General features: G+C 52.8%; 15 protein-coding genes and 1 pseudogene. 7 read left to right on the forward strand and 9 right to left on the reverse strand.

What is annotated here, in order from left to right; translation table 11 throughout:
• Positions 1-195: 195 nt before the first annotated feature.
• The 5 genes and pseudogenes from AAGR22_RS00280 to AAGR22_RS00300 form a co-directional block, all read right to left on the reverse strand.
• Positions 196-663 (reverse strand): DUF943 family protein, encoded by a 468-nt coding sequence (locus AAGR22_RS00280; protein WP_345829627.1) that lies wholly within the window; start codon positions 661-663, stop codon positions 196-198.
• Positions 660-1502: a YPO3983 family protein gene (locus tag AAGR22_RS00285; protein ID WP_345829629.1), complete on the reverse strand. Its 843-nt coding sequence runs from the start codon at positions 1500-1502 to the stop codon at positions 660-662. Before AAGR22_RS00285 ends, AAGR22_RS00280 begins: the two co-directional genes overlap by 4 nt.
• Positions 1503-1614: 112 nt before the next feature.
• Positions 1615-1872 (reverse strand): hypothetical protein, encoded by a 258-nt coding sequence (locus AAGR22_RS00290; RefSeq protein ID WP_345829632.1) that lies wholly within the window; start codon positions 1870-1872, stop codon positions 1615-1617.
• A gap of 59 nt (positions 1873-1931) precedes the next feature.
• Positions 1932-2024 (reverse strand): annotated as a pseudogene (locus tag AAGR22_RS00295) (integrase); the annotation flags it as partial.
• A 244-nt stretch (positions 2025-2268) separates the two neighbouring features.
• Positions 2269-3132, reverse strand: coding sequence for a YicC/YloC family endoribonuclease (locus AAGR22_RS00300; protein WP_345829634.1), 864 nt, complete (start codon positions 3130-3132; stop codon positions 2269-2271).
• A 244-nt stretch (positions 3133-3376) separates the two neighbouring features.
• On the opposite strand from AAGR22_RS00300, the gene AAGR22_RS00305 reads away from it, so the two are divergent.
• A complete protein-coding gene (locus AAGR22_RS00305; RefSeq protein WP_345829636.1) occupies positions 3377-3796 on the forward strand; it encodes a DUF3574 domain-containing protein in 420 nt (139 codons plus the stop codon).
• A 39-nt stretch (positions 3797-3835) separates the two neighbouring features.
• On the opposite strand, the gene AAGR22_RS00310 is transcribed toward AAGR22_RS00305, so the two are convergent.
• Entirely contained in the window at positions 3836-5020 is a 1185-nt protein-coding gene (locus AAGR22_RS00310) for a nucleoside transporter C-terminal domain-containing protein (protein ID WP_067709451.1), read from the reverse strand.
• A 254-nt stretch (positions 5021-5274) separates the two neighbouring features.
• On the opposite strand from AAGR22_RS00310, the gene rph reads away from it, so the two are divergent.
• Both rph and pyrE read left to right on the forward strand, forming a co-directional pair.
• Positions 5275-5991, forward strand: coding sequence for a ribonuclease PH (gene rph, locus AAGR22_RS00315; protein ID WP_067709276.1), 717 nt, complete (start codon positions 5275-5277; stop codon positions 5989-5991).
• A gap of 53 nt (positions 5992-6044) precedes the next feature.
• Positions 6045-6686, forward strand: a complete 642-nt coding sequence (gene pyrE, locus AAGR22_RS00320) for an orotate phosphoribosyltransferase (RefSeq protein ID WP_067709278.1) — start codon at positions 6045-6047, stop codon at positions 6684-6686.
• Positions 6687-6719: 33 nt separating this feature from the next.
• Here the strand turns inward: pyrE and slmA are convergent, their stop codons facing one another.
• The 3 genes from slmA to coaBC form a co-directional block, all read right to left on the reverse strand.
• Positions 6720-7316, reverse strand: a complete 597-nt coding sequence (gene slmA, locus AAGR22_RS00325; protein ID WP_067709280.1) for a nucleoid occlusion factor SlmA — start codon at positions 7314-7316, stop codon at positions 6720-6722.
• 119 nt (positions 7317-7435) lie between these two features.
• Positions 7436-7894 (reverse strand): dUTP diphosphatase, encoded by a 459-nt coding sequence (gene dut, locus AAGR22_RS00330; RefSeq protein WP_067709282.1) that lies wholly within the window; start codon positions 7892-7894, stop codon positions 7436-7438.
• The gene (coaBC, locus tag AAGR22_RS00335; protein WP_345829642.1) at positions 7872-9086 is read right to left on the reverse strand and encodes a bifunctional phosphopantothenoylcysteine decarboxylase/phosphopantothenate--cysteine ligase CoaBC; all 1215 of its coding nucleotides are present in this window, start codon (positions 9084-9086) and stop codon (positions 7872-7874) included. Before coaBC ends, dut begins: the two co-directional genes overlap by 23 nt.
• Before the next feature lie 195 nt (positions 9087-9281).
• On the opposite strand from coaBC, the gene radC reads away from it, so the two are divergent.
• The 4 genes from radC to mutM all read left to right on the forward strand — a co-directional run bounded on the left by radC (position 9282) and on the right by mutM (position 11559).
• On the forward strand, positions 9282-9953 hold the full coding sequence (radC, locus tag AAGR22_RS00340; protein ID WP_345829644.1) for a DNA repair protein RadC: 672 nt from the start codon (positions 9282-9284) through the stop codon (positions 9951-9953).
• A 282-nt stretch (positions 9954-10235) separates the two neighbouring features.
• Positions 10236-10472 (forward strand): 50S ribosomal protein L28, encoded by a 237-nt coding sequence (gene rpmB, locus AAGR22_RS00345; RefSeq protein WP_004154798.1) that lies wholly within the window; start codon positions 10236-10238, stop codon positions 10470-10472.
• Between the two features lie 16 nt (positions 10473-10488).
• Complete coding sequence (rpmG, locus tag AAGR22_RS00350; protein WP_001051798.1) at positions 10489-10656, forward strand: 50S ribosomal protein L33; 168 nt, start codon at positions 10489-10491, stop codon at positions 10654-10656.
• A gap of 93 nt (positions 10657-10749) precedes the next feature.
• On the forward strand, positions 10750-11559 hold the full coding sequence (mutM, locus tag AAGR22_RS00355; RefSeq protein ID WP_067709287.1) for a bifunctional DNA-formamidopyrimidine glycosylase/DNA-(apurinic or apyrimidinic site) lyase: 810 nt from the start codon (positions 10750-10752) through the stop codon (positions 11557-11559).
• Positions 11560-11577 lie beyond the last annotated feature (18 nt).

Below are 11577 nucleotides of genomic sequence, written 5' to 3' on the forward strand. Positions count from 1 at the left end.
TTTAAGATTATTGTCGTAATCCACAGGGGGATCTATGCAGAAGCTGAATATTTATGATGCAAAGACACATCTGTCCAGGCTGGTAGCGGATGTTGCAGCCACGTCGTGACAGCCTCCTGAGTATTTTGCTACTTCCGCATAGCTGGTGAAAGCCGTGGAGGAAGGGATGATGCTGTCTTTACGCGAGGGCGGGCATTATTTGTCTTTAAGTTTTATTATTTTCCCATCTTTTTCCATGCGATATTCGCCATCATTTACTGTAAATATAATGCCTCTGTTCTTACTGGAACTAATTGAAAAAACCCTATCTTTTTCAATGCAATTTACTGGCGGCTTCATATCAATAAAGCAAAGTCTGTCATATTTCCCTTCCTCCTTATATCCTTCACCAAACACCCAGAAGGTTACATAAAAGTAACCATTTGAATAAGATTTTGGAATGCCATATTTATCATTCAACATATCCTTATTTTTTAACCACCAGTTGATTTTTTCTTTATCTGTCAACGGGAACCTGGTAACCAGAACATCACTAAACCCGCTACTTCTGTGATGAACAGCGACAATCTCCACTGGGCGCAGAGACAACCAAAGCCAGTAGCCAGGTAGTACGCAGACCGCCAGAAAGAGCAGAAGAATGGCTTTCTTATTGTTCACTTTCATTTACGGGTTCCTGTAATTTCGACGGTAGCTTCCATATTGGTCATGAATGGCTTGAAGCCAAAGTGATTGTATCGCTGAAGAACAAACCAGATACGGAATAAATGGAACTGGCTAAATTTTTTTTTCAGAATATCATCATTATCCAGACCAAAATGGTCCTGAACTTTGTAATGCACCACTGCCCGGAAACGGCCATTATCGATATGCAGTGATTTTATGTTGATATGCGTTGCCCAGGTATCATGAACGGTAATACCCATTCCATTGAAATTATCCTGGAATCTGTCGAATTTAGGCAATTTACCACCAGATATGGCTTCATATAGCTTTGCCTTTTCAATAGATGGAAAAATGTTATTTTCCCAGTCTATATTGTCTTCAAACGCTTTCTGCAATAACGCACGTGTACTATTTCCCTGCGAGTTATCCCTGATAATATGCTCCTTTAACGCCCGGTCCAAAGACACATCACGAAAGGGCGTACCGTTACCGTTCTGCATGTGAGTGATCATCTTTTCGATCAGGTGGCTGTACGGCCCATAAAGAGAAAATTTGCGAGATAACTGTCGGAACTCATCAAACAGGATTATGGCACACTGCTGGCGGGTAATCTTTTCACCCTGGCTGCGCAGATTACAGCAGAACATGGACTGAGGACGATCCATTGAAGAACGCCGGGTCAGGGTGTAAGGATCAACCCGGTCAGAGATGTAATCCAGTCGGTAATGGGATTTTAACTGTGCTTCGGTCAGATCGCCGCAGCGCATATCACTGGCGCTGTAGTCGTCCATCCACTTTTGGGTTTTGAATAGGGTACTGGGAAACTGTAATGCGGCCATTAGTTTACATTCCTTGTGTGATCATCCGTGGTGGTCTTCACAGGGAATAATACGCGGTGAAAGGTCAGAGTGTAAATGTTGTCCTTTTGCATAGGTGGCCTGCGTCTGGAACTCAATAGTTCCGATCCACACGTCTGTACGCTGCGAAACCTGCCAGGAGGAATTGCTGATAGCGTTGCTGGTCATGGAGGCAACCGGATTGCTGGCCGCTGCCTGTAACTGCACCTGACCGCCATATGTCATATCCTGTGCTGGTGAGGGAATTAAATATGGTATCGCCTGCGCCGTCCCACAGCAGGGGATCCAGCAACCCTTTAATTTCGCCTTTCAGGTAATCAAGCACTTGCAGCGGATCGGTGAACAACATCACAAACGCATCCCACAGCGCCAGCCTGCCCGGCGTTCATCAAAATACTGGCGGCGGTTTTAGATACCTTCCACGCCCTTGATACGGTGATTCAGGCAGCGTTCGGTAACAATCGGATCAACGCAAAGTGCCGCTAAATGGGTACGGCCAGTGCGTCAGCTTTGCGTTCCTGCTTCTCTCAGGCCTCAATACCATGCCCTCATCTGAATATCTACAGCTTCGCGGTAGTGCCGCCTGTATGCTGAATAGGGGTGGACCCAAATTGGATCGCATAAATACGTCTGGGTACATCCTTTATCCGCGTTGTTATGCAACCGTATGCAATAGCATAAAAATAAAAAAGCCCGCATTTAGCGGGCTGCAATGGTTTCTTGCTACTGAGTGCAACAGTATGCAACGTTATTCGATATTCTGAATCTGCTCACGCATCTGCTCGATTAGAACCTTAAGCTCAATGGCAGAGGTGGTGACCTCGGCATTAATCGATTTGGAAGCGAGCGTATTGGACTCGCGGTTGAACTCCTGCATCATAAAGTCGAGGCGACGGCCTACGGCTTCTTTCTTCTTCAGAATGTTGTAGGTTTCTTTTACATGGGCTTCCAGCCGGTCCAGCTCTTCCGCCACGTCAACGCGCTGGGCCAGCATAATCAGCTCCTGCTCTACGCGGTTACTGTCCAGCTGGACCTGGGCTTCTTCCAGTTTGGTGACCAGGCGCTCACGCTGCCACTTCAGTACGTCTGGCATCTGCGCGCGCACTTTGGTGACTTCAGCGCTGACGCCTGCCAGGCGCTGCTCAATCAGGGATTTCAGTGCGGCACCTTCGGTTTCGCGCGAGGTGATAAAGTCGTCCAGCGCGATCTCCAGCGCCTTCAGCAGCTCTGCGGAAATGGTATCAAGATCCTGTTCCTCAGCTGACATCACGCCGGGCCAGCGCAGAATGTCGACCGGATTAATTTCACCCTCGTCACTCTGCATCTTTACCCAGTTAGCCGCCTGCACCAGCTGAATGGCCAGCTTTTCATTTAATACCAGCGAGCTTTGGGCGCTCGGGTCTGCATCAAAGCGCAGATTGCACTCAATTTTACCGCGCGTCAGGCGGTTACGGATGCGTTCGCGGATAACTGGCTCCAGCCCGCGGAACTGCTCCGGGAGGCGGATATAGGTTTCCAGATAGCGCTGGTTAACGGAACGAAGTTCCCAGGCTGCGCTGCCCCATTCGCCTTTGGTTTCACGCCGTGCGTAAGCGGTCATGCTGCGGATCATGTTGCGTACCCGTGTTCAGAAAAAGTTACGGGGATTATAGCGGCGCAGAGGATGCCTTAACAGGCATTCAGTCAAACAACGGTAAATGAGCGCGATCATCTGGCAATTTATTTCAGGTTAATTAATATGCTCTGCATCAGGCATCAGGCATCAGGCATCAGGCATCAGGCATCAGGCATCAGGCGTCGTGGGGCGTGCGGCAGACGTCGCAGGTTAAACTGAAATAATTACACTGAGGTAGATTATGAAATTAATGCCCCTGGCAATGCTGTCAATTTTTGCGTTAAGTGGGTGTATGTCGCCTGCCCATCAGCCTGTGCCAGCTCAATCCTGCACGGTGGGGCATGGCATGGTGCAGACGACCCTCTACTTTGGTATGAATCGTCCGCATGGACCGGCGGTAACCGCTGCGGAGTGGCAGTCATTTATTGACGCTGACGTGACGCCGCGCTTTAAAGACGGTCTGACGGTATTTGATGCACGGGGGCAGTGGCTGGGCGAGGATGGACAGGTTGCTCGTGAACAGAGCAAGGCGTTAATGCTGATTTATACGCCAGGGCAGCAGAGCAGTCAGGATGTTGAAGCGCTCCGCGCCCGCTACAGGCAGCGCTTCCAGCAGGAGTCGGTAATGCGAGTGGATGTCCCAGCCTGCGTATCATTCTGATGCGTCCCCCGGCGCGGTAGCAGCGCCGGGGAAGGCCGTTTACAGCACCAGCCCGGCAAAGGCGGCTGAAAGCAGGCTGACCAGGGTAGAGCCATATACCAGCTTCAGGCCAAAGCGGGACACCACGTTGCCCTGTTTTTCGTTCAGGCCCTTGATGGCACCGGCGACGATGCCGATTGACGCAAAGTTGGCAAAGGAGACCAGAAAGACCGAGAGGATGCCAAGACCGCGCGGCGTGAGTGTGGCAGCGATATTCTTAAGGTCGATCATCGCCACGAACTCGTTAGCGACCAGCTTGGTCGCCATAATACTGGCTGCCCGCAGCGCATCCGGGGCAGGAATGCCAATCAGCCACGCAAACGGATAAAAAACGTAGCCCAGGATCTGCTGAAAGCTGATGCCAAACAGCGCAGAGAACATCGCGTTCACCGCGGCGATCAGCGCAATAAAGCCAATCAGCATCGCCATAATAATCATCGCGACCTTAAATCCGGCAAGAATATACTCGCCGAGCATTTCGAAAAAACTCTGGTCTTCGTGCAGCTTCTCCAGCCTGATCTCTGGCTCGTCATTCTGTGGCGTCGGGTTCAGAATCGACAGAATAATAAAAGTGCTAAACATGTTCAGTATCAGCGCGGCGACCACGTAGCGCGGATCGATCATCGACATATAGGCACCGACAATCGACAGCGATACGGTCGACATGGCCGTGGCCGCCATGGAGTACATACGGCGGGATGAAATGTCCGCGAGAATACCCTTATAGGCGATGAAGTTTTCTGACTGGCCGAGGATCAGCGTACTGACCGCATTAAACGACTCCAGCTTACCCATGCCGTTGATCTTTGAGAGCAGGGTCCCCACCAGCCTGATCAGGATCGGCAGAATGCGTAAATGCTGAAGAATACCAATCAGCGCTGAGATAAATATGATCGGGCAGAGTACGCCGAGGAAGATAAAGGCCATGCCCTGACTGCTCATCCCGCCAAAAACAAATTCTGAACCCTGGCCCGCAAATTTAAGCAGCGTTTCAAAAAATCCGGAGACGGCCGTGACGATGGTCAGGCCACTGGCGGCATGAAGGAAAAAGTACGCCAGCGCGGCTTCAATCACAATTAACTGAATAATGATGCGCGGCCGGATTTGCCTTCTGTCGTGACTAAAAAGTAACGCCAGCAGAAAGATAACGGCCAGGGCCAGAATAAAGTGTAAGACTTGAGCCATAAAAACGCGTTCCAGCATGCAGGAAGAGAGATGGGCTGCATTTAGCCACACTTTCAGGCGTTTTTCACCCATCGTACGAGAAGGCTCGCATTATGAAGAGAAACAGGCTGAGCAGCCTGTTTCTCAGGTAAAAAACGAGGCAACCTTTGCTGGGCGGCAGAGAAAACCCACCCTGGCGCCCATCGCCATAGGCAACGGAGGGTGAAATCCGTATAATGCGCAGCCAATCATGTTTTGCTAGCCGGAGAGAAACCATGCGTCCAGCAGGCCGAAGCGCACAGCAGGTGCGTCCCGTCACACTGACCCGTCATTATACCAAACATGCAGAAGGCTCTGTTCTGGTCGAATTCGGTGATACTAAAGTTTTGTGTACTGCCACTATTGATGAGGGTGTACCCCGTTTCCTGAAAGGTCAGGGACAGGGTTGGGTGACCGCCGAGTACGGCATGCTGCCACGCGCGACGCACAGTCGCAACGCGCGTGAAGCCGCCAAAGGTAAGCAGGGTGGTCGTACGCTTGAAATTCAGCGACTGATCGCGCGCTCCCTTCGCGCCGCACTGGATCTTAAGGCGCTGGGCGAGTTTACCGTCACCCTCGACTGTGATGTGTTGCAGGCGGATGGCGGCACGCGTACCGCATCAATTACCGGCGCCTGCGTTGCGCTGGCGGATGCGCTTAACCATCTGGTGGCCATTGGTAAACTCAAAGCCAACCCGATGAAAGGCATGGTGGCGGCGGTATCCGTAGGGATCGTGAAGGGTGAAGCGCTCTGTGATTTGGAATACGTAGAGGACTCCGCTGCTGAAACCGATATGAATGTGGTGATGACTGAAGATGGCCGCATGATTGAGGTGCAGGGCACCGCAGAGGGTGAGCCCTTCACTCATGAGGAGCTGTTAACGCTGCTCGCACTGGCCCGGGGCGGTATTGACACCCTTATTCAGGCGCAGAAAGCCGCGCTAACAGACTGATATTTCAGGCGGCCACAGGGTCGCCTTTTTTATGACTATGTGAGGATCGAGACATGAAAGCCTGGCAGCGCCAATTTATCGAATTCGCCATCAACAAGCAGGTGCTGAAGTTTGGTGAATTCACGCTGAAATCAGGGCGTAAAAGCCCCTATTTCTTCAATGCGGGCCTGTTTAATACCGGTCGCGACCTTGCCCTGCTGGGGCGTTTTTACGCGCAGGCCCTGATTGACTCCGGTATTGATTTCGACCTGGTCTTTGGCCCCGCTTATAAAGGGATCCCGATAGCCACCACGACGGCAGTCGCCCTGGCCGATCACCATGACCGCGATGTTCCCTACTGCTTTAACCGTAAAGAAGCAAAGGATCATGGCGAGGGAGGACTGCTGGTCGGTAGCCCGCTACAGGGGCGAATTATGCTGGTCGATGATGTGATCACTGCGGGAACCGCGATTCGTGAATCCATGGAAATTATTGCGGCTCACCAGGCTACGCTGGCCGGAGTGTTAATCTCTCTCGACCGCCAGGAGCGCGGGCGCGGCAGTGAGTCGGCTATCCAGGAAGTGGAACGCGACTACGGCTGTAAGGTGATTTCGATTATCACGCTAAAAGAGCTGATTACTTACCTGGAAGAGAAGCCCGAGCTGGCCGACCACCTGGTGGCGGTACGCGCCTACCGTAAAGAATACGGTATCTGATTTTACGGGCCAGCGATGCTGGCCCGTAAAAGCCTACACCAGCTGCGAGGCGAGCAGTGGCCAGCGGGTATCGAAGTCAACCGTGGGCCGGTAGCGGAAACCGGAGCGCACAAAGCGGGACAGCATACCTTCACAGAAGGCCAGCAGCTGGCTTGCCAGCAGGTTCTCGTCCGTTATAAAACCTTCCCCTTCACGCATTACCTTCTCGCGCAGTACCTGGCGTAGCTGAACCTCAATGCGTTCAAACAGCTGATTGATGCGGCTTTGCAGTCGATCCTGTTCAAACATCAGTGCATGACCGGTCAGGATACGGGTTAAACCTGGATTACGCTCACCAAAGCCCAGAATCAGCTGGATTATCAGACGCAGCCGCGGCAGCGTCTCTTTTTCGTCCTTGAGTATCAGATTGATGCGCGTAATCAGGCTGTCTTCGATAAACTCGATCAGGCTGTCAAACATCCGGGTTTTGCTGGGAAAATGCCGGTAAAGTGCCGCTTCAGAAACGCCAACGTTCGCGGCGAGTTTAGCGGTAGTTATACGCTGGCTACCATCACTGGATTCCAGCATCTGCGCCAGAGCCTGCAGTATTTCCTCGCGACGATTCCTTTTCGCACTCTTTTTTTCTGCCATGTCCTGTAAGACCCCTGAAATATCACCTTGAACGGCAAATTGCCACGCAACATCCGTGAGCAACATGCTCACGGTGGAATAAAGACAAGTTAATCGCTATAGGAGCGGATGAGGCGATGCTACTGACGTCCTGAATGGCCAAAGCCACCTTCGCCACGAATGCTGGCATCGAAATCTTCTACCAGATTAAATTCAGCCTGTACGACCGGAACGAATACCATCTGAGCGATGCGTTCGCCCGGTTCGATGGTAAAAGCATTCTGTCCGCGGTTCCATACGGAAACCATTAGCTGTCCCTGGTAATCGGAGTCAATTAACCCCACCAGGTTACCCAGCACCACGCCATGTTTATGGCCGAGACCAGAGCGGGGTAAAATGACCGCCGCCAGTTGAGGATCGCCAATGTGAATAGCCAGACCCGTTGGCACCAGGGTGGTAGCCCCCGGCGCCAGCTGGATGGCCTCATCAAGACAGGCGCGCAGGTCAAGGCCCGCTGAGCCGGATGTGGCATAGGTTGGCAGTGGGAAATCTTTACCGACTCGCGGGTCGATTATTTTAACGTCGATTTTTTTCATCATAACGGCTGACTATCTCGTCCAGTAACTGTTGGCTAAGGCGCGACTTATCGCTAAGCGGTAAGGCTTTATCGCCTCCCTGCCAGAAAAGGTGTAGAGCGTTGTTATCACTGTTGAAACCTTGCCCGGCCTTCGATACATCGTTGGCGCAGATGACATCCAGGTTTTTGCTTACTCGTTTTTGTCGGGCGTATTCTTCCACATTGTGGGTTTCAGCGGCAAATCCTACTACAAAGGGGCGGTTGTCCTGCATGGCCGCAACGCCTGCAACGATATCAGGGTTTTTTATCATTTTGAGGGTAATTTCATCACCCTGCTTTTTGATTTTTTCCACGGCGACCTCAGCCGCACGGTAATCGGCAACCGCCGCCGTCGCGATAAAAATATGCTGTCCGGCAGCGCGATCCATGACGGCCTTCTGCATCTCCAGGGCGGTATTCACATCAATGCGCGTCACCTGCTGTGGGGTATCCAGCGCAACAGGACCGGCGATTAACGTGACGTTTGCGCCTCGTTTCGCTGCCGCCGCTGCAATAGCGAAGCCCATCTTACCCGAGCTGTGGTTAGTTATGAACCGCACTGGATCAAGATCCTCACGGGTTGGCCCCGCCGTCAGCATAATATTGAGATGTTGCAGATCGACGACGTCAGAAGCCCAGTGAACGGCTTCTTCTACAATCGCCAGCGGATCTAACATGCGGCCTGGGCCAACGTCACCGCAGGCCTGGCTGCCGCTCTCTGGCCCCCAAATTGGCAGGCCCCGAGCGGCGAGCACCTGCAGGTTATGCTGAGTAGGCAGGGCGCGGTACATCTGCTGGTTCATCGCCGGAACAACCGCAATGGGCGCTGCCGTAGCGAGACACACCGTGCTCAGCAGGTCGTTTGCCATCCCGGCCGCCAGGCGGGCAATCAAATCGGCGGTGGCGGGTGCAAGAATGACCAGATCGGCCCATTTTCCCAGCTCAATATGCCCCATTGCTGCCTCAGCGGCGGGGTCGAGCAGATCGTCGGAAACCGGATATCCTGACACCGCCTGCAGGCTGAGCGGGGTCACAAAGGCTTTTGCCGCCTCGGTGACAACCACCCGAACCTGGGCGCCGCGATCGCGAAGCCGCCTGACCAGCTCCGGCGTTTTGTAGGCGGCAATCCCCCCACTTATGCCCAGAACAATGTGCTTGCCCGTTAATCCCATCATACTGACGTCCGCCCTGTTGAGTCAGATTAGCGCACTGCATAGCGCCAGAATTTGCGTATTTTATCACAATCCCATCCACCGTCCTTTTTGCAGAGGCACTATTGCTGTGAGACAGCTCGATAAAATGCGCCAGGGAGGTTGGAAAGTACTGTATATAATGCCATGATTTTGGCGGCACAGGAAGGAGGGATGCAGATGGAAAAGCAATGGCAGAGTGTTCCACCCAGAGAAAAATTGTTGCAGGGCGGGGCGGCAGAGTTAACGGATACTGAATTACTGGCTATTTTTTTAAGAACGGGGGTGGAAGGGGTACACGTTATGTCCCTGGCCTCGCAGCTTCTTGAGGAATTCGGCTCGCTTTATCGTTTGCTTACGGCTGAAAAAAAGGCGTTTCAACATATAAAGGGCGTAGGAACGGCTAAGTATGCGCAGCTCAATGCAATTGCAGAGCTGGCCCGCCGCTTTTTTACCTGCAACGATGCGCTCGACCATCATAGCGTCACCAGCTCCAGCGATCTGCTTAATTACCTTCACAGTACGCTGGCGCACCGTGAGCGGGAAATCTTCATGGTGATTTTCTTTGATAATCAGCACCGGGTTATTGAGGCCAGTGAAATGTTTGCGGGTACGTTCAACAGCGTTGAAGTGCATCCCAGGGAAATCGTGCGTGATGCGCTCAGGCTGAATGCGGCCGCATTAATTCTTGCCCACAATCACCCGTCTGGCGTATCGCGCCCCAGCCCGGCCGATCGGGATGTGACCCAGCAGGTGGTCATCGCCTGTCAGCTTTTCAATATTCGGGTTCTGGACCATATGGTGATCGGGCGCGGCGAATACGTTTCATTTGCTGAAAAAGGGTGGTTATAGCCTGGAGAAATGCTGTCCTGCCCGCGGCGAAGAGGCCGTCCGGCGTCCGTTTAACGTTCAAATGCAGTAATTTTGCACGATCCGCAGGGATCTTTATCTGTTCGGGACTTGAGCAGCGCCGCCGCAGGGCGTATACTACGCCACCTTTGAGAATCTCGGGTTTGGCATTTGGGCCTGCTCAGCGGGTTCGCATTGAACTCGCCTGGATGGGCTATGAGCCTGACGAGGCGGCCAAAACCTTTTTTTTAAAGCTCGAGCTGATTTGATTTTTGGAGAATAGACATGTCACGAGTCTGCCAAGTAACTGGCAAGCGTCCGGTGACGGGTAACAACCGTTCCCACGCAATGAACGCGACGAAACGCCGTTTCCTGCCGAACCTGCACTCTCACCGTTTTTGGGTTGAGAGCGAAAAGCGCTTCGTTACACTACGTGTTTCTGCCAAAGGCATGCGCGTAATTGATAAAAAGGGTATTGAGACGGTTCTGGCCGATCTGCGTACCCGCGGTGAGAAGTACTAAGGTAAGGAACTGAAACATGGCTAAAGGTATTCGTGAGAAGATCAAGCTGGTTTCTTCTGCTGGTACAGGTCACTTCTATACCACCACGAAGAACAAGCGTACTAAGCCGGAAAAACTGGAACTGAAGAAATTCGATCCAGTCGTCCGCCAGCACGTGATCTATAAAGAAGCTAAAATCAAGTAATTGGTTTTAGTGGATAGTGAAAAACCCCGCCCCGGCGGGGTTTTTTGTTTTTGTGAGACGGTCAACCATCAACGCAGCACGGGAGGCGAGGCCATGCCGGAGTTACCTGAGGTAGAAACCAGTCGACGGGGTATCGAACCCCATCTGGTGGGTGCCACCATTCTTCACGCTATTGTGCGCAATGGGCGGCTGCGCTGGCCCGTCTCTGAAGAGATCCATCGGCTTAGCGATCAACCTGTGTTGAGCGTACAGCGGCGGGCCAAGTACTTGCTGCTGGAGCTGCCCCATGGCTGGATTATTATCCATTTGGGAATGTCCGGTAGTCTGCGGGTGCTGTCCGAAGAGTTGCCACCGGCTAAACATGACCACGTAGACCTGGTGATGAGCAATGGCAGGATATTGCGCTATACCGACCCGAGGCGCTTTGGCGCGTGGCTCTGGAGCAGCGATCTTACCGCCAGCAACGTGCTGGCTCATCTTGGCCCGGAGCCGCTCAGTGAAGATTTTTCCTCAGGCTATCTGTTTGATAAGTCGCGCGGCAAGCGTACGCCGGTTAAACCCTGGCTGATGGACAATAAGCTGGTGGTGGGGGTAGGCAATATCTATGCCAGCGAATCCCTGTTCGCCGCCGGTATTCACCCCGATCGTCAGGCGATGTCGCTAACTGCGGATGAAGCCGACCTGTTGGTCAGCACCATCAAGGCCGTGCTGCTGCGTTCCATTGAGCAGGGGGGAACAACGCTGCGTGATTTTTTGCAGACCGATGGCAAGCCCGGCTATTTTGCCCAGCAGCTTCAGGTCTATGGGCGGGCGGGCGAGCCCTGTCGGGTATGTGGTACGCCCGTTAAGGGTACGAAGCACGCCCAGCGCAGCACGTTTTACTGCCCAACCTGCCAGAAATAACCTGTTCGCGGCGGTTTA

Source organism: Erwinia sp. HDF1-3R, assembly GCF_039621855.1.
Taxonomy (GTDB): domain Bacteria; phylum Pseudomonadota; class Gammaproteobacteria; order Enterobacterales; family Enterobacteriaceae; genus Erwinia.